Here is a 22,219-nt window from a genome sequence, read left to right as displayed (position 1 = left end):
ATACTCCTTATCGATCCGGCAACTGGGCCAGTTCCGCAGCCCGGTCGGCCGCGGCGGTGAGGGCTTCTTCCACCAGGTCCGCGAAGGCCCCGGCTTGGAAGGTTTCGATGGCGCGCTCGGTGGTGCCCTTGGGGGACATCACCGAACGACGCAATTGTTCGGGGCTGCGGTCGCCCTGACAGGCCATGGCGGCGGCGCCGCGGGCGGTGTGCAGGGTCAGCTGTTCGGCTACCGCGGCCGGCAGGCCGAGCTTGGTGCCGGCCTGGGTCATGGCTTCCATCAGCAGGAAGAAATAAGCCGGGCCACTGCCGGAAACGGCGGTGACCGCGTCCAGCTGCTGTTCTTCCTCGACCCAGAGGGCCAGGCCGACCGCGGCGAGGATCTCCTGGGCGCGGGCGCGCTGTTCGGCGCTGACCTGGTCGTTGGCGAACAGGCCGCTGGCACCCAGGCGCAGTTGCGAAGGCACGTTGGGCATGCAGCGCACCAGCGCGCGCTGGCCCAGCCAGCGTGTCAGGCTGGCGCAGGTGATGCCGGCGGCGACCGAGACGATCAGCTGGTCCGGGCGCAGATGGGGCGCCAGCTCCTGGCAGACCTCGGCCATCACCTGGGGCTTCACCCCCAGCACCACCACGTCGGCGTCGGCGAGCACGGCGCTGTTGCTGGCCTCGACGCGGATGCCGTGCTCCCGGGCCAGCGCCTCGCGCTTGGCCGGGTTGCGATTGCTGGCGCTGAGCTGCCGGGCCGGCACGCCCTGGGCGAGCAGGCCGCCGATGATGGCGCCGGCCATGTTGCCAGCGCCGATGAAGGCGATGCGGGTGTCGTTCATCGAGACTTCCTAGGTTGAAGAGGCGACGCCGTAGTCGCGGGCGCCGAAGAGGGCGGTACCGACGCGGACCCAGGTGGCGCCCTCGGCGATGGCGGCTTCCAGATCCTGGCTCATGCCCATGGACAGGGTGTCCAGGCCCAGGTTCAGCGTCTCGCTCATGGTGCGCAGCCGGGCAAAGGCCGCGCGCTGGCTGGCCGGGTCGTCGGTGGCTTCGGGAATGGCCATCAGGCCACGCAAGCGCAGGTTGGGCAACTGGCTCACCGCGGTGGCCAACGCTGGGAGTTCGTCGGGGTGGCAGCCGGACTTGCTGGCTTCGCCACTGACGTTGACCTGCAGGCAGATGTTCAGCGGCCCGCGCTCGGGCGGGCGCTGTTCGGCCAGGCGCTGGGCGATCTTCAGGCGGTCCACCGAGTGCACCCAGTCGAAATGGCTGGCGATGGCGCGGGTCTTGTTGGACTGGATGGGACCGATGAAATGCCACACCAGTGGCAGGTCGGCCAGCGCCGGCTGCTTGTCCAGCGCCTCCTGCAGGTAGTTCTCGCCAAAGTCGCGCAGGCCGGCGGCGGCGGCCTCGCGCAAGGCGGCGGCGGGCTTGGTCTTGCTCACCGCCAGGAGGCCGACAGTCGCGGGATCGCGGCCTGCCGTCCGGCTGGCGGCGGCGATGCGTTCGAGTACGGTTGCGCTATTCTCGGCTATCGTGGACATTCAGCCCCTGCTTGCGTCGGCGCATCCGGCAGGCCTCGGCGTACCGGATGAGTGAGTGGCGGTGACCAGGTCAGACCGCCAGTGCTGCGCGGCATTCTACCTGCTTGCTCGACATCTGGGAGTCCCATGGATATCACCGAATTGCTGGCCTTTTCCGCGCGGCAAGGCGCCTCCGACCTGCACCTGTCCGCCGGCCTGCCGCCGATGATCCGCGTCGACGGCGACGTGCGCCGCATCAACCTGCCGGCCTTCGAGCACAAGCAGGTGCACGCGCTGATCTACGACATCATGAACGACAAGCAGCGCAAGGACTTCGAGGAATTCCTGGAGACCGACTTCTCCTTCGAGGTGCCGGGCGTGGCGCGCTTCCGGGTCAACGCCTTCAACCAGAATCGCGGCGCCGGCGCGGTGTTCCGGACCATTCCGTCCAAGGTGCTGAGCATGGAAGAGCTGGGCATGGGCGAGGTGTTCAAGAGGATCACCGACGTCCCGCGCGGCCTGGTGCTGGTGACCGGGCCGACCGGTTCGGGCAAGTCCACCACCCTCGCGGCCATGCTCGACTACCTCAACAACACCAAGTACCACCACATCCTCACCATCGAGGATCCCATCGAATTCGTCCACGAGTCCAAGAAGTGCCTGGTCAACCAGCGTGAGGTGCACCGCGACACCCTGGGCTTTTCCGAGGCCCTGCGCTCGGCGCTGCGCGAGGACCCAGACATCATCCTGGTCGGCGAGCTGCGCGACCTGGAGACCATCCGCCTGGCGCTGACCGCGGCCGAGACCGGGCACCTGGTTTTCGGCACCCTGCACACCACCTCGGCGGCCAAGACCATCGATCGGGTGGTGGACGTCTTTCCGGCGGAAGAGAAGTCCATGGTGCGTTCCATGCTGTCCGAATCCCTGCAGGCGGTGGTCTCCCAGACCCTGCTCAAGAAGGTCGGTGGCGGCCGGGTGGCGGCCCACGAAATCATGATCGGTACCCCGGCCATCCGTAACCTGATCCGCGAGGACAAGGTGGCGCAGATGTATTCCTCGATCCAGACCGGTGGCGGCCTGGGCATGCAGACCCTGGACATGTGCCTCAAGGCGCTGCTGGCCAAGGGGCTGATCAGCCGCGACGCGGCCCGCGAGAAGGCCAAGACGCCGGAGAACTTCTGATGGATTTCGACAGGTTCCTGCAGCTGATGGTGGACAAGGGGGCGTCCGACCTCTTCATCACCACCGGTGTGCCCCCTTCGATGAAGATCAACGGGCGCATGACGCCGGTCACCAAGGATTCGCTCACGCCGGATCAGTGCCGAGCCATCGTGCTGGGGGTGATGAACGACGAGCAGCGGCAGGAATTCCAGCAGAAGCGCGAGTGCAATTTCGCCATCAGCGCCCGCGGCATCGGTCGCTTCCGGGTCAGCGCCTTCTACCAGCGCAACCTGGTGGGCATGGTGCTGCGCCGCATCGAGGTCAACATTCCCACGGTCGAGCAGCTGCGCCTGCCGGAGATCATCAAGAAGCTGGCCATGACCAAGCGCGGGCTGGTGATCTTCGTCGGCGCCACCGGCACCGGCAAGTCCACCTCGCTGGCGGCCATGATCGGCCATCGCAACAGGAACTCGGCGGGGCACATCATCTCCATCGAGGATCCCATCGAGTACATCCACCAGCACCAGGGGTGCATCGTCACCCAGCGCGAGGTGGGCATCGACACCGAATCCTTCGAGGTGGCCCTGAAGAACACCCTGCGCCAGGCGCCGGACGTCATCATGATCGGCGAGATCCGCAGCCGGGACACCATGGAGCACGCCCTGGCCTTCGCCGAGACCGGTCACCTGTGCCTGGCCACCCTGCACGCCAACAACGCCAACCAGGCGCTGGATCGCATCATCCATTTCTTCCCGGCCGATCGGCACAGCCAGACCTGGATGGACCTGTCGCTCAACCTCAAGGGCATCGTCGCCCAGCAACTGGTGCCCACCACCGATGGCCAGGGCCGTCGTGCCGTAATCGAGGTGCTGCTCAACACCCCGCTGGCCGCCGACCTGATCCGCAAGGGCGAGGTGCACGAACTCAAGGCGCTGATGAAGAAGTCCGGTGAACTGGGCATGCAGACCTTCGACCAGTCACTCTATGGTCTCTATCGCGACGGCGAGATCAGCTACGAAGCGGCCCTGGCCCACGCCGATTCCGCCAACGACCTGCGGCTGATGATCAAGCTGGGGTCGGAAACGGACGCCGATCACCTCAATCAGCTCACCCGCAACCTCTCGGTGGACATGGGCGACGATCCGCCCAAGCGCTTCCGCTAGCCTTCGTCTTCGTTCTCGGCGGCCAGGGTCCTGGCCTCGCGCAGAGCGGCGACCAGCGCCTGGCGTGCCTGCTCCTGCTGCTCGGCGTCCGGGGTGCGCAGGATGTAAGAGGGGTGATAGGTGGCAATGATCCAGCGCTCGTCCAGCCGCAGTGGTCGGCCCATGAATTGCGCCAGGCCCCGTGGCTTGCGTTTGAGCAAGGCTTCCAGGGCGGTCGAGCCCAGGGCCACCACCACGGTCGGCTGGATGTCGCGCAGTTCCTGCTCTAGCCAGTAGCGGCAGGGCGCGATCTCCGGTCCCGGGGTGACGTGCTTGCGCCGCCTGCCCTGGGGAATCCATTTGAAGTGCTTGACCGCATTGGTCAGGAACACCTCGCTGCGCGCGAGGCCGGCCTCGGCCAGCGCCGCCATCAGCACCTGCCCGGCCGGGCCGACGAAGGGGCGACCCGCCAGGTCTTCCTGATCGCCGGGCTGCTCGCCCAAGAGCAGGATGCGGGCGGTGCGCGGGCCTTCGCCGGCCACCGGCTGGGTAGCCTTTTCCCACAACTCGCAGCGGCGGCACTCGTCGAGGGTGGTGGGCAGCGGGCGTTCCGGCTGGGCGCGCTCGGCGGCGATCAGCACCTCGCGACCGCCCTGGCGGCCCACGGCTTCGGCCTGGGCCAGGCGCTGGGCGCCGGCCCGTGCCTCGCTGAGCAGCGCCGGGATCAGCGGCCCTTCCGGTAGATCCTTCCAGAAGCGCGCCGGCATGTTGCCGCGCAAGGTGCGCGGATTGGCCCGCGCCGGATTGAAGGTGCTGCGGTAGTAGGCGCGCCAGAGTTCGTCGCCGGCGTTGCGGTCATCGTCTTCCGGCGTCTGCCGCGCCAGTTGCTGCAGCTCGGCGGGGCAGGGCTCCACCAGTTGCAGCGCCTGGCCATCCCAGAGCGCGGCGGCCTCGGGGGTCGCGATCAGCCAGCTGCTGTTGCCCATGCGGTCGCAGAAATGCGGCGCCGCCAGGGCCAGGACGTCGTGGGCCGGCTGGTGCCAGGCCAGCCAGGCCGGCGGCCCCGCGCTCTCCGCACGCGGTCGAAAGCGCAGGAAGGCATGCACATGGTGGATCTCGCGGCGAATCGCCTTGACCCGGCGCTGCAATTCGCTGCCGTCTTCGTCACCGGCCAGCATCGCCGCACGCTCGCCCCGGGCGACCCGCCAGAGCACCTGGTAGAGCAGCGCCCACCGATCGTCGCTGCGAAAGCAGGCGGCATAGGTCAGGGCTTCGGCCAGTTGCGGCGGGATGCGTATGGCGCCACTGGGCGGCGGCGCCGTGGCCTCGGCCGGTTCGTCGAACAGATCGCCCAGGCCGCGACTTTCCTGCCAGCTCACCTGGGCCGGGGCGATACCCGCCTGGAGCAACCGGCGCGCCTCCTTGCGCCAGCCGGCGAAGGTGCCGTCGAAGTCGACTCTCTGCATCTAGAGCAGGGCGAGCTGGGCGGGCGGTTCGGCGAGTTGCCGGCGCAGGTCGAGGGATTCCGCCAGGCGCGGCTGCGGTCGGTAGTCCTGGGTGATGATGAAGGGCCGTGCCTTCTCGACGCTGCATTTCAGGCGGATCAGATCAGCGTAGCGGATGCGCCGCTCGCGCCTGAGCTCCACCAGCCGCTTGGCCGAGAGCACGCCGATGCCGGGCACCCGGGCGATCAGCGCCTGGTCGGCGCGATTAAGATCCAGCGGGAAGATGGCCCGGTTGTGCAGCGCCCAGGCCAACTTGGGGTCCACGTCCAGCGGCAGCTGGCCGTCTTCGGTAGGCAACTCCTCCGCCTGGAAGCCATAGCCGCGCATGAGGAAGTCGGCCTGGTACAGCCGGTGCTCGCGCAGCAGCGGCGGCGGTTGCAGCGGCACCGTACCTGGGCTTTCCGGGATGGGGCTGAAGGCCGAATAGTAGACGCGCTTGAGGCGATAGGCGCCATACAGGGTCTGGGCGGTATCGAGGATGGTGCGGTCGTCGGTGGCATCGGCGCCCACGATCATCTGGGTGCTCTGGCCCGCCGGCGCGAAACGCGGCGCCTTGGCTTCGGCCTCGGCTTCCTCCAGACCCAGGCGAATGTTGCCCATGGTCTTGCGGATGCTGCTGCCGTTCTTTTCCGGCGCCAGCTTGATCAGGCTGCTCTCGGTGGGCAGTTCGATGTTCACCGACAGGCGATCGGCATAGAGACCGGCCTGGGCGATGATCTCGGGATCGGCGTCGGGAATGGTCTTGAGGTGGATATAGCCGCGGAACTGGTGCTGTTCGCGCAGCAGCTGGGCCACCCGGGTCATCTGCTCCATGGTGTAGTTGGAGGAGCGGATGATGCCGGAGCTGAGAAACAGCCCGCTGATGACGTTGCGCCGGTAGAAGTCGAGGGTCAGCTGCACCACTTCCTCGGGCGTGAAGCGCGCCCGCGGCACATTGCTGCTGCGGCGATTGACGCAGTACTGGCAGTCGTACTGGCAGAAATTGGTCAGCAGCACCTTGAGCAGCGCCACGCAGCGCCCATCCGGGGTGAAGCTGTGGCAGATGCCCATGCCATCGGTCGAGCCCAGGCCGTCCTTGCCCTTCGAGCTGCGTTTGGGCGCACCGCTGCTGGCGCAGGATACGTCGTACTTGGCGGCATCGGCGAGAATGATCAGCTTGTCGGCGAGCTCCATCGAGATCTCCTGGACTGTGATTGCATACAGTATCCAGGAAGCGGAGCGTCGTTCAATGGCTTTGCGCCGGGCGGCGCCGAGTGGAGCGACACTCCGCCGGGCGGTAGTGCCCGGCGAAGCGAGGGGGAGGGATCAGGACTTGCGGGTACGCTTGGTACGCGGCTTGTCCGCGACGGACGTGGTTTCCGCCGCCAGGGTGGTGGGCTGTTGCAGCACGCGCTTGGCCGAGGCGAACCTCTTGGTCCAGTAGGGCTTGCTCAGGTGATCGACGCGAACGCTTTCGCCGCTACGCGGGGCATGGACGAAACGGTCGTTGCCCAGATAGATGGCGACGTGATCGATGCCGCTGCGCTGACCGGTCTTGAAGAACACCAGGTCACCGGCCTTGAGATCGCCACGGGCGACCTTGGGGCCCTTGAGCTGGGACAGCTCACGGGAGGTACGCGGCAGCTTGACGTTGTGTACGTCGCGATAGACGTAGTTCACCAGGCCGCTGCAATCCAGGCCGTTCTGCGGATTGGTCCCGCCGTAGCGATAGGGCGTACCGACCAGGTCCATGGCGCGGGTCGCGACCTGGGCGCCGACGTTGCGGGTGGCAGCCTGGGCGGTGGCCTGCTTACGGTGCAGGGCGCTGGTGGCGCGGGCGGCGTGCTTGGCGCGGGCGGCGAAGGCTGCCTGGGTAGGGTCCACCTTCGCGACGCGGCGAGCGGCGGCCTTGGGCGCGGGAGCAGCGGAGGCGTGCCGGGCGGCGGTCTTGGGAGCTGAAGCGGCGGTGACATGCCGGGCTGCGACCTTGTGGACCGGAGCGGCAGTGCGCGCTGCAGAGTTCTCTTTCGCTTGTACTGCCGCGGGCAGCACAAGACAGGCGGAGAGCCATGTCAGAAGAAATAAACGCATTGTCGTAGGGGTGTCTGAAGATCGAAGCGAGGGATTCTATACCAACCCTGTGGATATTTTGTGCACCTCTCATCAAGAAATTATGTAATTTTTAGCGGAAAGTGGGGTCCCTAGAGCGCCAACCAGTGAGACTCCCTGGGCATTCATCCAGTTTTCGACATAAAGTCACGGTGAATGTAAGGGTGTAGGTAAGGTGGGTCTTTTCCTTCAGTCGCGAGGTCGTAGGCATGCAGTATCAGGACACCCACAGCAAGGTCATGGGCTATCTGCTGTGGATCTTCGGTTTTCTCGGCGCTCATCGCTTCTACTATGGCAAACCGGTCACCGGCACCCTCTGGTTCTGCACCCTGGGTCTGCTGGGCATCGGCTGGCTGATCGATCTGTTCCTGATCCCGGCCATGGATCGCGAGGCGGATCTGCGTTTCCAGTCCGGTTCGATCAACTACAGTCTGGGCTGGATCCTGCTGACCTTTCTCGGCATCTTTGGCGTCCATCGCCTCTATCTGGGCAAGTGGATCACCGCCATCCTCTATTTCTTTACCGCGGGTTTCTTCCTGCTGGGCGTGCTCTACGACTTCTGGACGCTCAACTCGCAGATCTCCGAAGAGAATCGCCGGCGGCTGGTGCGCTAATCCAGCTAAGAGACAGAGAAAAGGGGCTCCGCGGAGCCCCTTTTCTATTCAGGCGCCTCTATTCAGGCGCCGCGCTGGTAGGTCGCGCGTCCCCCTACCAGGGTGCGTTCGATGCGGCCGGGCAGGGTGAGGCCTTGGAAGGGGCAGTTGCGGCCACGCGACAGCCAGGGCGTGGCGGCCTGGGCGGTCGGCTGCTGGGCGAACAGCACCAGGTCCGCTGGCAGGCCCTTGGCCAGGCGGCCCGCCGCGAGGCGCAGCGCCTGGGCCGGACCCTGGGTCAGGCGGGCCAGCAGGGTCGGCAGATCCAGCAGGCCGTCTTCCACCAGGGTCAGGGCCAGCGGTAGCAGCAATTCGACACTGCTGATGCCCGGCTCGGTGGCGGCGAAGGGCGCCAGCTTGGCGTCCGCCTCGTGGGGCTGGTGATGGCTGGAGATGGCGCCGATCACCCCATCACGTACCCCGGCTCTCAGGGCGTCGCGGTCCCGCGCGGTGCGCAGCGGCGGCTTGACGTGATAGAGACTGGAAAAGCCCTGCAAGGCCTCGTCGGTGAGCAGCAGCTGGTAGAGCGCCACATCGGCGGTCACCGGCAGGCCGCGGGCCTGGGCGGCGGCGATCATCTCCACCGCGCGAGCGCTGGTCAGCTGGCCGAAATGGGCACGCACGCCGCTCTGTTCCACCAGCAACAGGTCGCGAGACAGGGCGATGGTCTCCGCGGTCTCCGGGATGCCGGTGAGACCCAGGAAGCTGGCGGTGGGGCCTTCATGGGCGAGGCCGCCATGGGCTAGGTCGGCGTCCAGAGCGGTAAAGACCACGGTAAGGTCGAAGGTGGCGGCATATTCCAGCGCTCGCCGCTGCACCCGCAGATTCTCGAAGGGCTGCAGGCCGTTGGTGAAAGCCACGCAACCGGCGTCGCGCAAGGCCATCAGTTCGGCCAGCTGCTCGCCGCCCAGGCCCTTGGTCAGGGCGCCGATGGGATGGACGCGGGCGTGATCGGCGGTGCGCGCCCGGTCGAGGATGAGTTCGGCCACCGCGGTGGTGTCCAGCACCGGGCGGGTGGTGGGCGGGCAGCACAGGCTGGTGACGCCCCCGGCCGCGGCGGCGCGGGTCTCGCTGTCGACATTGCCCTTGCGGGTCAGGCCCGGTTCGCACAGGGCGACATCCAGGTCGACCAGACCAGGCGCCAGGATCAGGCTGCTGGCGTCCAGCTGCTCGTCGGCCTGGAAGCCCTGGGGCGCTTCGCCCAGGGCCAGGATGCGACCCTGGTCGACATGGACGTCGCTGACCTGGTCGAGGCCGGTGGCCGGGTCGATCACCCGGGCATTGCGGATGCTCAGGCTCACTGCGCATTCTCCTGTAGCTGACGCTGGGCGGTCTGCCCGCTCATGGTCATCGACAGCACTGCCATGCGGACCGCGATGCCGTAGGTGACCTGGTTGAGGATGACCGACTGCTCGCCGTCGGCGACCGCTGATTCGATCTCCACGCCGCGGTTGATCGGTCCCGGGTGCATGACGATGGCGTCGGGCTTGGCGCGGGCTAGGCGCTGGCGGGTCAGACCGAACAGCCGGTAGTACTCGCCTTCGCTGGGCAAGAGGCCACCCTGCATGCGTTCGCGTTGCAAGCGCAGCATGATCACCACGTCCACGCCGTCCAGACCCTCGGCCAGGTCGGTAAAGGTGCGCACGCCATAGAGTTCTTCGAGGCCGACCGGCAGCAGGGTGCGCGGCGCGACCACACGGATGTCGCGGCAGCCCAGGGTACGCAGCGCCAGCATGTCGGAGCGGGCGACCCGCGAATGCAGGATGTCGCCGACGATGGCCACCGAGAGGTTGGCGAAGTCGCCCTTGTGGCGGCGGATGGTCAGCATGTCGAGCATGCCCTGGGTGGGGTGGGCATGGCGGCCGTCGCCGCCGTTGATGATGGCCACATCGGGGCAGACGTGCTCGGCGATGAAATGGGCGGCGCCGGAGTCGGCGTGGCGCACCACGAACATGTCGGCGGCCATGGCCTCCAGGTTGCGCAGGGTGTCGAACAGCGTCTCGCCCTTGCTGGTGGAAGAGGTGGAGACGTTGAGGGTGATGACGTCCGCCGACAGCCGCTTGGCCGCCAGTTCGAAGGTGGTGCGGGTGCGGGTCGAATTCTCGAAGAAGACGTTGCACACGGTCTTGCCGCGCAGCAGCGGCACCTTCTTCACCGCCCGGGCGCCGACTTCCAGAAAGGAGTCGGCGGTATCGAGCAATTCGGTGAGGAGTTCGGCGGGCAGGTCGTCGAGCGACAGGAAGTGGCGCAATTGGCCCTGGGCGTTGAGTTGCAGCGAGCGCGTAGCGTCGGTCATGGCAGCGGATCCAGGTCAGGCGGCGGGGGCGTCGCGGTATTCGAGGGCGAGCGGCGTGGGGCCGGTCAGCTTGACGCGCTGGGTGGGGGCCAGGCTCAGGGTGGCGCCCACCACGTCGGGCTGGATCGGCAATTCGCGGGCATTGACGTCCAGCAGGCAGACCAGGGTCACACTGGCGGGACGACCATAGTCGAAGAGTTCGTTGAGCGCCGCGCGCACGGTGCGGCCGCTCATGAGCACGTCGTCCACCAGCACCAGGTGGCGCCCGTCGATCTCGAACGGCAGGGCCGAGGGCCGTACCTGGGGATGCAGGCCCTTCTGGGTGAAGTCGTCGCGGTAGAAGGAGACGTCCAGACTGCCCAGCGGGGTATCCAGGCCGAGTTCGGCCAGCAGGGCCTCGGCGACCCACAGGCCACCGGTATGGATGCCGACGAAGCCGGGATCGGTGATGCCACGGCGATCCAACGATAGGCGCAGGTCGGCGGCCAGCCGCGGCAGGAGCTCGGCGGGAGAGGGCAGGTGCATGGCTACTCCGATTGCGGGCGCGCGGCCCGTTCCAGTTGTTGGGTCAGCCAGCCTTCCAGGAGAAGGGCGGCGGCAAGGGCGTCCACCGGGCGTTCGCGATAGCCGTCGCGCTGACCGCCCTGCAGGCGCTCGCCCTTGGCGGCATAGGTGGTGAGGCGTTCGTCATGGGTATGCACGGGCAAGCCGTAGCGACCCTGTAGGCGGCGGGCGAAGCGTTCGGCGCGCTCGCTCATCTCGCTGGGGGTGCCGTCCATGTTCAGTGGCAGGCCGACCACCAGGGCGGTGGGGCGCCACTCGTCCAGCAGGCGCTGGATCTGCTGCCAGTCGGGCACGCCATTCTGCGCCTTGAGGGTGAGCAGTTCGCGGGCCTGACCGGTCACGGCCTGGCCGACGGCGACACCGATCTGCCGGGTGCCGTAGTCGAAGCCCAGGTAGAGGCCACTGGGTGCGCTCATGCGTGGCCCGCCTGGCGCGAGAGCAGGCGCAGGTCGACCCCCAGCAGGGCGGCGGCCGCGCCGAGGCGCTGCTCGCTGGGCGTCTCGAACAGCAGGGCGCTGGTGGCCGGGGTGGTGAGCCAGAGATTGGCCGCCAATTCCTCTTCCAGCTGGCCGGGACCCCAGCCGCTGTAGCCCAGGGTGATCAGGTGGCGGGTCGGGCCGGTACCGTCGGAGAGGGCAAACAGCACGTCCGGCGAGGTGGTGAGGCTGAGTTCGTCCAGTTCCAGGGTGTTCTGGAACACCGGGCCGGCGTCATGCAGGACGAAGCCACGATCGGTCTGCACCGGGCCGCCGGCATAGAGGACGACCTGGGTGTCTTCCAGGGTGGCCGGGACCTCGGGCCGCAGCTGTTCGAGCAGGTCGTCCAGGTGCAGGCCGTTAGGTCGGTTGATCACCAGGCCCATGGCGCCATCCGGGCCGTGGTCGACGAGGTAGATCACCGTCTCGGCGAAATGGGGATCGTCCATCTGCGGCATGGCGATCAGGAGCTGGTGCTGTAGGGTGGTGCTGGAGGTCGGCTTCATGACCGGCAAGTTTCCCGGTTGCGCGGTCCGGCTTCAAGTCCAACGGCGTCCAGGGCTATTGACTGGACAGGCGGTCGCCACGCTCGAAGCGCCAGGTGCGGATGATCTCCAGCCGGTCGATGTCGGCCAGATCGCCGCTGAAGGGGGCGAAGGGCGCCGCCAGCCGGACGATGCGCAGCGCCGCCTGGTCCAGCACCGGGCGGCCCGAGGATTCCAGCACCTGGACCTCGTAGAGCGAGCCGTCCTTGTTGATGGCCACCAGCAGGCGCAGGCTGCCATAGAGGCGGTCACGCTTGGCCTGCTCAGGGTAGTTGAGATTGCCGATGCGCTCGATCTTGCGCCGCCACTCTTCCTTGTAGCGGGCGCCCTTGTCCTTTTGCGTCGAGGCGGCGTTGATCCGCCAGATCTTTGGCCGCTTGGCGTATTGCTGGCGCTCCTCGGCGAGCTGGGCTTCCAGGCTGGCGAGTTCGGCGGCCTGACTGTCGGATTCGGGGCTCGGAGCGTCACGCTGCTCCCGTTCGGGCGTCTCGCGACTGGGCTCGGCCTTGGTCGGCCGCGGGGCGCGGGTGGTCACCGCCGCCTTGGGCGCCTGGGCGCGATCCGCCGCCGGCGGGCGAGCCGGAGGCGCGGCCTGGCGGATCTCGCTGTCGTGGAAGGGCGCCTGCACCGGGGTGCTCGGCGCTGCCGCCTTGTCCAGGGTGCCACTGCCCTGCTGGTTTTCCTGGGCGAGGAAATCAGCCTGCTTGGGCCCCTCGTCGCTCTTGAAGCTGGCCAGCGTCACCTCCAGGGTGCGACTGATCTGGCTGGGCTCGGGCAGCGAGAAACCGACGCCGAGGATCAGCACGACGTGCAGCAGGGTCGCGATGAGCAGCGTGAAGCCCAGGCGGTCGGCGGGACGGACCTGGGCGGCGGGGGAGGAGGCGGTGCTGGGCATTGACTGGGTCGGCAAGGGCAGAGGACGCGCGGCAGGGCTGGCGCCAGTCTGCGGATTGTGTCCGCGCTTGTCCATGCCGCTGGGGGCGGCATGGACCCTCGCCTCAGCGCGCGCGCTTCTGCGCGATCACATCCATGAGGCGCTCGGCGATGCGGGTGTCGTAGGCCGCATCGATCTCGCGGATGCAGGTCGGGCTGGTGACATTGATCTCGGTGAGGTGCTCGCCGATCACGTCCAGGCCGACGAAGAGCAGGCCGCGCTTGCGCAATTCCGGGCCCACCGTCGCAGCGATCTCGCGATCCCGCGCCGACAGCGGCTGGGCGACGCCGCGGCCACCGGCGGCCAGGTTGCCACGGGTCTCGCCCTGGGCCGGAATGCGCGCCAGGCAGTAGTCCACGGGTTCGCCGTCGATCATCAGGATGCGCTTGTCGCCATCCTTGATGCCCGGCAGGTAGCGCTGGGCGATGATCTGCTGGGTACCGTGGGCGGTGAGGGTCTCCAGGATCACCGAGAGGTTGGGATCGCCTTCCCGATGCCGGAACACCGAGCTGCCGCCCATGCCGTCCAGCGGCTTGAGGATGACGTCACCGTGGCTGCGGGCGAACTCGCGGATGATGTCGGCGCGACGACTGACCAGGGTCGGCGGCGCCAGCTCGGGAAACAGGGTGGCGAAGAACTTCTCGTTGCAGTCGCGCAGGCTGGCCGGGCGGTTGACCACCAGGGTGCCGCCACGCTCGGCCTGCTCCAGCAGGTAGGTGGCATAGACGAATTCGTTGTCGAAGGGCGGATCCTTGCGCATCAGGATCACGTCCAGCTCGCGCAGGGGCAGGTCGACGTCTTCGCCAAAGGCGAACCAGCGCTCCGGATCCTGGAACACGTCCAGCTGCCGGCCACGGCCGCGGGCCTCGCCATCGACCTGGTACAGGTCCTGCATCTCGAAATAGTGCAGGGTCCAGCCGCGCGCCTTGGCCGCCCACAGCATGGCCATGGAGCTATCCTTCTTATAGGAGATGCGTTCGATGGGATCCATGACGATCCCCAGGCGGATACTCATTGACGCTAGACCTCGGTTCTACGTGGGCAAGGCGTCAGAATAGCCCTTCGATCCCCTTCAGTGCCAATGCTTGCACGATCGTCGTGGTGGGCGGGCCGGTGGTCCGCCACCAGGGGATCTGCGTGGTACGTCACGGTATTGTGTGCTACAAAGAGGCGCCGCCAAAGTGCCCGGATCGACATCATTCACGTTTCATCGACGATGAGCTGGTAGCTTGAACATGGAACAGTATTCGGAAGGGCTGAAGGTCATGGTGATCGACGACTCGAAGACGATTCGTCGGACCGCCGAGACCCTGCTCAAGAAAGTTGGCTGCGAGGTCATCACCGCCATCGATGGATTCGATGCGCTCGCCAAGATCGCCGATAGTCATCCCCACATCATCTTCGTGGACATCATGATGCCGCGACTGGATGGCTATCAGACCTGCGCGCTGATCAAGAACAACAGCGCCTTCCGCGCGACGCCCGTCATCATGCTGTCTTCGCGTGATGGCCTCTTCGACAAGGCCAAGGGCCGCATCGTCGGCTCTGACCAGTACCTCACCAAACCCTTCAGCAAAGAAGAGCTGATCGGTGCGATCAAGACCCACGTCCCCAGTTTCACTCCGCTCGAACAAGCGTCCTGAGTGTCCTGAGGCGGGCGATTCTATCTAGTAGGAAATTTTCATGGCTCGAATTCTGATCGTCGACGACTCTCCCACCGAGATGTACAAGCTCACCGCCATGCTGGAAAAGCATGGGCATCAGGTGCTCAAGGCCGAGAACGGTGCCGATGGCGTCGCCCTGGCCCGTCAGGAGAAGCCGGATGCGGTCCTGATGGACATCGTCATGCCCGGCCTCAACGGTTTCCAGGCCACCCGGCAGCTGACCAAGGATGCCGAAACCAGCCACATTCCGGTGGTCATCGTCACCACCAAGGACCAGGAAACCGACAAGGTCTGGGGCAAGCGCCAGGGCGCCAAGGACTACCTCACCAAGCCCATCGACGAAGACACCCTGCTGCGTACCCTGGCGGGTGTCCTGCAAGGCTAACGTCCGACGTCCGTTTCTCGCGGCAGCGCCCTACAGGGCAGGGAATCCTATGAGCGACGCCACCACGCCCTATGAACTCTTGCGCCTGATCGATCTGCGCTGCCGTGAGCGGGCGGCCGGTCTGCCGGCGCAACAGGAAAACCAGCGCAGCTGGAGCGGTATCGGCTTTCGTCTCGGTGAGTTGCGCTTCGTGATTCCCATGGGCGAGGTCAGCGAGATCCTGCCGGAGCCGCGCTTCACCGCGCTGCCCGGCGTCAAACCCTGGCTCAAGGGCGTGGCCAACGTACGCGGTCGCCTGCTGCCGATCGCCGACCTGGGGCAATTCCTCGGCGTGAAGATCCAGGCCCTGCGCAAACAGCGGCGCATCCTGATCGTCGACCATGGCGACCTCTTCGTCGGATTGGCGGTTGACGAAGTCCTGGGTATGCAGCATTTCGACATCGAGGCCTATCGCGAGCACGCCGACAACGTGCCGTCGGGCCTGCACTTCTTTCTGGAAGGTGTCTTCCAACGCGACGTGCCCTGGCTGGTCTGCAGCCCACGCGCCTTGGTCGAGCATCCCGAATTCATGGACGTCGCGGCCTAGGTCGCCAGGCGTCCGGGCGCTGCGAGGCGGATCGGGGTCGGGATGGCAGGAGCCGTCGCCGACGGGTGGGGGTAGGGCGACGAGCATCGGCTTCAAGCGAACCGATCCGGCGTCCGACAAGGATAGAACTAAAGGAACCAAGGTCCAGGCGGGGGCCGCTGATGAACAAACTCAATACCGGGAAAATCAACGCGTGGGTCGCGGGCATGTTCGTGGTGCTGATCGTCGCGATCGTGCTGCTGTTCGCCAACTTCGCGTACCTGGGCACTCAGACCAACTACGACAACCAGTATCAGGGTCAGGCCACCGAGCTGCGGATTCTCTCGCAGCAGCTGGCCAAGAGTGCCAGTGAGGCCGCCACTGGCAAGGCCGAGGCCTTCAAGGACCTGCGCCAGGCGCGCGCCGAATTCGAGCGGCGCCTGACCATCCTGCGCAGCGGCGATCCGCAGACCGGTCTGCCGCCTTCGCCGGCGATCCTCGGCCCGCGTCTGGATACCCTGCAATCCCAGTGGGAGACCCAGCGCAAGCAGGTCGACACCATGCTCGGCAGCGAGCAGACCGTACTGTCCCTGCACCAGCTGTCCGGCGCCCTGGCCGACACCATTCCCCAGTTGCAGGTCGAGAACGAAGAGGTCGTCGACATCCTGATCGAGCGCGGCGCGCCCGCCGGCCAGGTGGTGGTGGCCCAGCGTCAGGCACTGCTGGCCGAGCGGATCCTCGGCGCCATCAACAAGATCCTTACCGGCGACGAAGCCGCCGTCCAGGCTGCCGACAGCTTTGGCCGCGACGCCAGCCTGTTCGGCCGGGTACTCAAGGCCATGCGCGAAGGCAATGCCTCCATGGGCATCGCCAAGATCACCGACCCCGAGGCGGTCAGCCGACTCAACGAAGCCAACAAGCTGTTCGAATTCGTCTCCGGCAACGTCGACGAGATTCTCGCCACCTCGCCCGAACTGCTGCAGATCCGCTCCGCCGTGGGCCTGATCTACCAGGGCTCCCAGGCACTGCTCGGTTCCGCCTCGGAGCTGAGCGCCGGTTACGCTTCGCTGGCCCAGAGCCGCAAGATCAACACCGTGGGCAGCTATCTGCTGGTGTTCATCGCCCTTGGCGCCATCCTGTGCATCGGCTACATCCTGGTGCGCGATACCCGCCGCCGCCTGGCCGAGACCGATGAGAAGAACCAGCGCAACCAGACCGCCATTCTGCGTCTGCTGGACGAGATCGCCGACCTGGCCGACGGTGACCTGACCGTGCAGGCCACGGTGACCGAGGACTTCACCGGCGCCATCGCCGACTCCATCAACTACTCCATCGACCAGCTGCGCGAACTGGTGGAGACCATCAACCAGACCGCCGTGCAGGTGGCCGCCGCCGCCCAGGAATCCCAGGACACCGCGACGGTACTGGCCGAGGCCTCGGAGCACCAGGCCCAGGAAATCGCCGGGGCCTCCGCGGCGATCAACGAGATGGCCGTGTCCATCGATCAGGTATCCACCAACGCCTCGGAGTCCACCGCGGTGGCGGAGCGCTCCGTGGCCATCGCCAACAAGGGCAACCAGGTGGTGCACAACACCATCATCGGCATGGACAGCATCCGCGAGCAGATCCAGGACACCGCCAAGCGAATCAAGCGCCTGGGCGAATCGTCCCAGGAGATCGGTGACATCGTCGGCCTGATCAACGACATCGCCGACCAGACCAACATCCTGGCCCTGAACGCCGCCATCCAGGCCTCCATGGCCGGTGACGCCGGTCGTGGCTTCGCCGTGGTCGCCGACGAGGTCCAGCGCCTCGCCGAACGCTCCTCCGGCGCCACCAAGCAGATCGAAGCCCTGGTCAAGGCGATCCAGACCGACACCAACGAGGCGGTCATCTCCATGGAACAGACCACCTCGGAAGTGGTGCGCGGGGCCGCCCTGGCCCAGGACGCCGGTGTGGCGTTGGAAGAGATCGAGAAGGTTTCCCAGAGTCTGGCCGGACTGATCCAGAACATCTCCAACGCCGCGCGTCAGCAGTCCTCGTCCGCCAGCCATATCTCCAGCACCATGAACGTGATTCAGGAGATCACCTCGCAGACCTCGGCCGGTACCACCGCCACCGCGCGCAGCATCGGCGAGCTGGCCAAGCTGGCCAGCGAGATGCGGCGTTCGGTGTCGGGCTTCAATCTGCCGAACGAGCAGCCGCTGGGCTGAATGCAGCGGCCACATCGTGGTGTGGCGAGGGGGAGACGGGGTGGGGGAGTCGAGTTGGGCGTTGCGCCGTGCTCCCGAGCTGCCGGATGCGGACTTCGAGCGTTGGCGACAGCTGCTGGAAACCCGCGCCGGCATGGTGCTGGACGATCGCCAGCGCAGCTTTCTGCAGATCCAGTTGGCCGCGCGCATGCGCGAACTGGCGATCGCGGACTACGACAGCTACTACCAGGTCGTCTGCGCGGGCATCAGCGGGCGCATCGAATGGGTCCGACTGCTCGATCGGCTGACCATCCAGGCCACCCGCTTCTTTCGCCATCCCCCTTCCTTCGCGCTGCTGGAAGCCTATGTGAGTGAATTCGCCCGGACCACCGAGGGCCAGGGGCTGACCCTGTGGAGTCTGGGGTGCGCCAGTGGAGAGGAAGCGTTTTCGATGGCCATCAGTACCGCCGAAGTCCTGGCACGGCAGGCGCGACCCCTGACGTTCGCCCTGACCGGCACCGACATCAGCAGCGAAGCCCTGCGCCAGGCGCGGCAGGGTAGCTACAGCCTGCAGCGGCTGGCCGGCGTGTCGGCCAGCCTGCGCGAGCGCTATTTCCGTGCCCAGGCGGACGGCAGTTTCGAGGTCGCCGCCGGTTTGGCGGAGCGACTGTGCTTTGCCCGGCTCAATGTGCTGGAACTGGGCCAGGCCCCCTTGCAGGGGCTCAATGTCATTTTTTGTCAGAACTTGCTGATTTATTTCCGCCGCTGGCTGCGTCGAGACCTGCTCAATCAGCTGGTCCAGCGGCTTGCACCGGGTGGGCTCTTGGTCCTGGGTGTCGGTGAGGTGAGCAATTGGAGCCACCCGCAACTGGTACCCGTCGATCATCCCGAAGTCCTGGCGTTCACCCGCCAGCCAGACCACCCGGCATGACAGGAGCCGAGATGATCGATCGACACGACTACGTAGCCCTCGAGTGGGTCAAGGGAGAGATCGCCGAAACCTTGCAGCAGGCCCGCAAGGCGCTCGAGGCGTTCGTCGACAACCCGCACGACCGTAGCCGCCTGGGTTTTTGTCGGACCTATGTGCACCAGGTCTACGGCACCCTGCAGATGGTGGAATTCTATGGCGCCGCGCTGCTCGCCGAGGAAATGGAACTGCTGCTGCAGGCCCTCCACGAAGAGCGGGTGAACAGCTCGGACGAGGCGCTGGAGGTGCTGATGCAGGCCATCCTGCAGGTGCCGCCCTATCTGGATCGGGTCCTCGAAGCCCGCCGCGATCTGCCACTGGCCATCCTGCCGCTGCTCAACGACCTGCGCTCGGCGCGAGGTGAAAAGCTGCTCTCGGAAACCAGCCTGTTCTCGCCGGATCTGTCCGCCACGCCGCTGTCGCTGAGCGATGCCGAACTGGCCGACCGCGCCGCGCCGGACTGGCTGCCACGGCTGCGCAAGCTGCGCCAGGCGCTGCAAGGTGCCCAGGTCGGGCTGTTCCGCGACCGCGATGTCCAGCTGCACCTGGATTACCTGCTGCGGGTCTTCGAGCGCCTGGACCAGCTCTGCGCCGGTTCGCCCTTTGGCGCCCTCTGGCCGGTGGCGGCGGGACTGACCGAGTTGCTGCAGGCCGGCGAGCTGGACAACAGCAGCTCGATCCGCGGTCTGCTGCGACAATTGGATCGTGAACTCAAGCGGCTCATCAGCGATGGCGTGACCACCCTCAACCAGCCGGCGCCGGCCGATCTGCTGAAGAATCTGCTGTTCTATCTGGCCAAGGCGCCGGTGCAGAGTCCGCGCATTGCCGCGCTCAAGGCCCACTACCGTCTCGACGAAGCCCTGCCGGATGCCGAGCTGGTGGGGTTCGAGCGCTCGCGCATCGTTGGTCCGGATCGCGAGGCCATGCGTTCGGTGGTGACCGCGCTGTGCGAAGAGCTGGTGCAGATCAAGGACAGCCTGGACCTGTTCGTGCGCAGCGATCGCCAGCAGCCCGCCAGCCTGCGGGGCCTGTTGGCACCGCTCAAGCAGATCGCCGATACCCTGGCGGTGCTGGGCTTCGGTCAGCCGCGCAAGGTGGTGCTGGAGCAGCACGAAGCTGTCGCCGACCTGGCCGCTGGCGTGCACGACGCCAGCGATGCCGCCCTGATGGACATCGCCGGGGCGCTGCTCTATGTCGAAGCCACCCTGGCCGGCATGGTCAGCGGCAACGAGGTCGGCGATGCCGAAGAGAGCCGCCTGCCCACCACCGACATCGATCAGTTGCACCGGGTGGTGGTGCGCGAGGCGCGCAATGGCCTGGAGCAATCCAAGGACGCCATCATCGAGTTCATCGCCTCCCAGTGGAACCATGTCCACCTGGAGCCGGTGCCCCTGCTGCTGACCCAGGTGCGTGGCGGCCTGGCGATGATCCCGCTGGAGCGGGCCGCGGCCCAGGTGCAGGCGGCCAACGACTACATCTGCCAGCAACTGCTGGGCAAGCAGGCGGTGCCGGACTGGCAGAGCCTGGATACTCTGGCCGACGCCATCACCAGCGTCGAGTATTACCTGGAGCGCCTGGCGGAAGATCCGTCCACGCCCCACGACATGATTCTCGACATCGCCGACGAGAGTCTCATCGCCCTCGGTTATCCGCCCAAGGCGGGCGGCGAAGGCGCGGCGGCGGAGGCGGAGGCGCCCCTGGTCTCCAGCGCGGTCGAGACGCTGCCTCTGGATCGCCCGGAAGAGCCGGCGCCGGAAGCGGAGCCGGTGCTCGAAGAGACGCTGGAACTCACCGCCCTGCCGATCGAGGAGCCTGCGGACGCTGAAGCAGAATCCCACGCCGAATTCCAGTCCGAACCTGACGAGCCTCTGACCGCCGATCGCCAAGCGGACGCGCAGGCAGCGGCCGATGTGGTGGCTGACGCGGCGCATGACGAGGCCGAGCCCGCGGGCGCAGAGGCCGAGGAGCTGCCTGCCGGTATCGAGCTGGACAGCCTGCCGCCGGCGACCGCCGATGCCGATGCGGTCGCCGAGGTGCTGGCCGCGCCGGTCAATCCCATCAATCCCCCGGCGGCGCAGGTCCCGCAGGCGCTGCTGCCACCGGCGGCCGATGCCGAACCGGTCGAGGAAGAGCTGCGCGAGGTCTTTATCGAAGAGGCCGGCGAGGTCCAGGTGGAACTGGAACGCTGGTTGCCGACCTGGCAGGCAGACCCCGAGCAGCGTACCGCGCTGAGTGAATTGCGGCGCAATTTCCATACCCTCAAGGGCAGTGGTCGCATGGTCCAGGCGCTGGTCATCGGCGAGCTGGCCTGGGCCCTGGAGAATCTGTTCAATCGCCGGCTGGACCATAGCGTCGCTCACAGTCCCACCCTGCAGACGGTGGTCGAGCAGACCTGTGCCCTGCTGCCGGAGCTGGTCGAGGAATACGCCGAGGATCGCCAACGGCAGCGTGATGACGTCGACTGGCTGGCCCACGCCGCCCATGCGCTGGCGCGCAACGAAGCCCTGCCCGAGCGGGCTTCGGCGAGCGACGCAGTTCCCTCCGTGGCGGCGCTGCCTGAGGTGGAGAGCGTCGAGCCCGCGGCAGCGGCACTCGCCGCCGGCGAAGCCGATACCCAGCTGCTGGACATCTTCCGTACCGAGGCCCAGGCGCACCTGGAAACCGTGCGTCGCTTCCTCGAACAGGCCGACGCCGGTAGCGTCCAGCCGGTCTCCGACAATCTCCTGCGCGCCCTGCACACCCTCAAGGGCAGTGCCCATATGGCGGGCAGTTCGCCAATGGCCGAGCTGGCGTCGGCGCTGGAGCGGCTGGCCAAGGAATACAAGCTCGCCCATGTCGCCTTCGCCGAACCCGAGTGCGCCCTGCTGGCCCAGGGGGCCGAGTTGCTGGAGCAGCGGCTGGCTACCCTCGATGAGGGGTCGTTGGCGACCCCGCTGACGGGCGCGGCGGCCGTGATCGAGCACTGCGAGAGACTGCTGGAAGAGCTGAATCCGCAGCTGCCGATCCCCGCAGCACCGCTGCCGGAGCAGCGTGACGTCCTGCGCCTGACCGATTTCCTGATGCCGGCGATGGAGCTGCTGCTGGAAGCCGACGAACGCCTGAATGTCTGGCGCACCGATGGTGACCTGGCGGCCTGCCCGGATCTGCTGGCCGAACGACTGAACACCTTTGCCGACGGGGCGGCCCGGGTCGGCCTGGCCGATGTCGAGCAACTGGCCGAGGCGCTGCAGGTGGTCTATGCCGCCGCGGCGAGCGGTTCGCTGCCGGCCGATGAAGCCTTTTTCCGCGAGGCGGAGGAAGCCCAGGAAGCCCTGATCAGCATGCTCAATCAATTGGCGGGCGGCATGCGGGCCACCCCCAACGAGGAGCGGATCCAGGGTCTGCGCGCCCTGCTGGCGGGCATTCTCGCCGGGCTGCCCATGGCGGCCACCACCCTGCTGGCCGAGCCCGAACCCGAAGACCTCTTCGATCCGGAAACGGCCACGCCGGTGGCACCCGAGCTGGCGCTCGACGTCGAACTGCCCGCCGAAGCCGAAGCCGAAGCCGAAGCCGAAGCCGAAGCCGAAGCCGAA

The 22,219-nt window shown here is 67.0% G+C and carries 21 protein-coding genes; 9 read left to right on the top strand and 12 right to left on the bottom strand.

The features are described 5' to 3' along the window. Window positions 1-7: 7 nt before the first annotated feature. Window positions 8-826, bottom strand: a complete 819-nt coding sequence (proC, locus tag AX284_RS09470; protein ID WP_068384897.1) for a pyrroline-5-carboxylate reductase — start codon at window positions 824-826, stop codon at window positions 8-10. 9 nt (window positions 827-835) lie between these two features. Continuing rightward, window positions 836-1,531 (bottom strand): YggS family pyridoxal phosphate-dependent enzyme, encoded by a 696-nt coding sequence (locus AX284_RS09465; RefSeq protein ID WP_068384895.1) that lies wholly within the window; start codon window positions 1,529-1,531, stop codon window positions 836-838. Window positions 1,532-1,657: 126 nt separating this feature from the next. On the opposite strand from AX284_RS09465, the gene pilT reads away from it, so the two are divergent. Beyond that, window positions 1,658-2,692 (top strand): type IV pilus twitching motility protein PilT, encoded by a 1,035-nt coding sequence (gene pilT / locus AX284_RS09460; protein WP_068384893.1) that lies wholly within the window; start codon window positions 1,658-1,660, stop codon window positions 2,690-2,692. After that, window positions 2,692-3,834: a PilT/PilU family type 4a pilus ATPase gene (locus AX284_RS09455; protein WP_017640986.1), complete on the top strand. Its 1,143-nt coding sequence runs from the start codon at window positions 2,692-2,694 to the stop codon at window positions 3,832-3,834. The genes pilT and AX284_RS09455 overlap by 1 nt, the downstream gene beginning before the upstream one ends. On the opposite strand, the gene AX284_RS09450 is transcribed toward AX284_RS09455, so the two are convergent. From AX284_RS09450 to AX284_RS09440, 3 genes are all read right to left on the bottom strand, one after another. After that, window positions 3,831-5,279, bottom strand: a complete 1,449-nt coding sequence (locus tag AX284_RS09450) for a UdgX family uracil-DNA binding protein (RefSeq protein ID WP_068384889.1) — start codon at window positions 5,277-5,279, stop codon at window positions 3,831-3,833. The two genes, AX284_RS09455 and AX284_RS09450, sit on opposite strands and share 4 nt — an antisense overlap. Continuing rightward, window positions 5,280-6,491, bottom strand: coding sequence for a putative DNA modification/repair radical SAM protein (locus AX284_RS09445; RefSeq protein WP_017640984.1), 1,212 nt, complete (start codon window positions 6,489-6,491; stop codon window positions 5,280-5,282). A 132-nt stretch (window positions 6,492-6,623) separates the two neighbouring features. Next, window positions 6,624-7,181 carry a C40 family peptidase gene (locus tag AX284_RS09440; RefSeq protein ID WP_064309241.1) on the bottom strand — a complete coding sequence of 186 codons (558 nt, stop codon included), beginning with the start codon at window positions 7,179-7,181 and terminating at the stop codon, window positions 6,624-6,626. Between the two features lie 434 nt (window positions 7,182-7,615). Here AX284_RS09440 and AX284_RS09435 point away from each other — a divergent pair, with 434 nt between their 5' ends. Further along, on the top strand, window positions 7,616-8,020 hold the full coding sequence (locus AX284_RS09435) for an NINE protein (protein ID WP_017640982.1): 405 nt from the start codon (window positions 7,616-7,618) through the stop codon (window positions 8,018-8,020). A gap of 62 nt (window positions 8,021-8,082) precedes the next feature. Here AX284_RS09435 and AX284_RS09430 read toward each other — a convergent pair whose 3' ends face one another. From AX284_RS09430 to gshB, 7 genes are all read right to left on the bottom strand, one after another. Then, window positions 8,083-9,360 carry a dihydroorotase gene (locus AX284_RS09430; protein ID WP_064309240.1) on the bottom strand — a complete coding sequence of 426 codons (1,278 nt, stop codon included), beginning with the start codon at window positions 9,358-9,360 and terminating at the stop codon, window positions 8,083-8,085. Further along, on the bottom strand, window positions 9,357-10,355 hold the full coding sequence (locus tag AX284_RS09425) for an aspartate carbamoyltransferase catalytic subunit (RefSeq protein ID WP_017640980.1): 999 nt from the start codon (window positions 10,353-10,355) through the stop codon (window positions 9,357-9,359). Before AX284_RS09425 ends, AX284_RS09430 begins: the two co-directional genes overlap by 4 nt. Window positions 10,356-10,370: 15 nt before the next feature. Further along, complete coding sequence (pyrR, locus tag AX284_RS09420; protein ID WP_017640979.1) at window positions 10,371-10,880, bottom strand: bifunctional pyr operon transcriptional regulator/uracil phosphoribosyltransferase PyrR; 510 nt, start codon at window positions 10,878-10,880, stop codon at window positions 10,371-10,373. 2 nt (window positions 10,881-10,882) lie between these two features. Further along, on the bottom strand, window positions 10,883-11,335 hold the full coding sequence (gene ruvX / locus AX284_RS09415; protein ID WP_007161675.1) for a Holliday junction resolvase RuvX: 453 nt from the start codon (window positions 11,333-11,335) through the stop codon (window positions 10,883-10,885). Then, window positions 11,332-11,901: a YqgE/AlgH family protein gene (locus AX284_RS09410; protein ID WP_064309238.1), complete on the bottom strand. Its 570-nt coding sequence runs from the start codon at window positions 11,899-11,901 to the stop codon at window positions 11,332-11,334. The genes ruvX and AX284_RS09410 overlap by 4 nt, the downstream gene beginning before the upstream one ends. 55 nt (window positions 11,902-11,956) lie before the next feature. After that, window positions 11,957-12,835: an energy transducer TonB gene (locus AX284_RS09405; protein WP_068385131.1), complete on the bottom strand. Its 879-nt coding sequence runs from the start codon at window positions 12,833-12,835 to the stop codon at window positions 11,957-11,959. 103 nt (window positions 12,836-12,938) lie between these two features. Next, the gene (gene gshB / locus AX284_RS09400; RefSeq protein WP_064307478.1) at window positions 12,939-13,889 is read right to left on the bottom strand and encodes a glutathione synthase; all 951 of its coding nucleotides are present in this window, start codon (window positions 13,887-13,889) and stop codon (window positions 12,939-12,941) included. Window positions 13,890-14,109: 220 nt separating this feature from the next. On the opposite strand from gshB, the gene pilG reads away from it, so the two are divergent. The 6 genes from pilG to AX284_RS09370 all read left to right on the top strand — a co-directional run. Then, a complete protein-coding gene (pilG, locus tag AX284_RS09395) occupies window positions 14,110-14,517 on the top strand; it encodes a twitching motility response regulator PilG (RefSeq protein WP_007161679.1) in 408 nt (135 codons plus the stop codon). Window positions 14,518-14,557: 40 nt separating this feature from the next. Continuing rightward, window positions 14,558-14,923 (top strand): twitching motility response regulator PilH, encoded by a 366-nt coding sequence (pilH, locus tag AX284_RS09390; protein WP_007161680.1) that lies wholly within the window; start codon window positions 14,558-14,560, stop codon window positions 14,921-14,923. A 49-nt stretch (window positions 14,924-14,972) separates the two neighbouring features. Further along, complete coding sequence (locus tag AX284_RS09385; RefSeq protein ID WP_017640975.1) at window positions 14,973-15,509, top strand: chemotaxis protein CheW; 537 nt, start codon at window positions 14,973-14,975, stop codon at window positions 15,507-15,509. Window positions 15,510-15,670: 161 nt separating this feature from the next. Continuing rightward, window positions 15,671-17,701, top strand: coding sequence for a methyl-accepting chemotaxis protein (locus tag AX284_RS09380; protein ID WP_017640974.1), 2,031 nt, complete (start codon window positions 15,671-15,673; stop codon window positions 17,699-17,701). 61 nt (window positions 17,702-17,762) lie between these two features. After that, window positions 17,763-18,611 (top strand): CheR family methyltransferase, encoded by an 849-nt coding sequence (locus tag AX284_RS09375; RefSeq protein WP_082731539.1) that lies wholly within the window; start codon window positions 17,763-17,765, stop codon window positions 18,609-18,611. A gap of 11 nt (window positions 18,612-18,622) precedes the next feature. After that, the coding region (locus tag AX284_RS09370; RefSeq protein ID WP_177329655.1) for an Hpt domain-containing protein at window positions 18,623-22,219 on the top strand (3,597 nt) is incomplete at its 3' end.

The organism is Pseudomonas sp. HUK17, from assembly GCF_001566765.1.
Note: the sequence above shows the minus strand (reverse complement) of the source record. Positions and strands in the feature narration are given on the sequence as shown.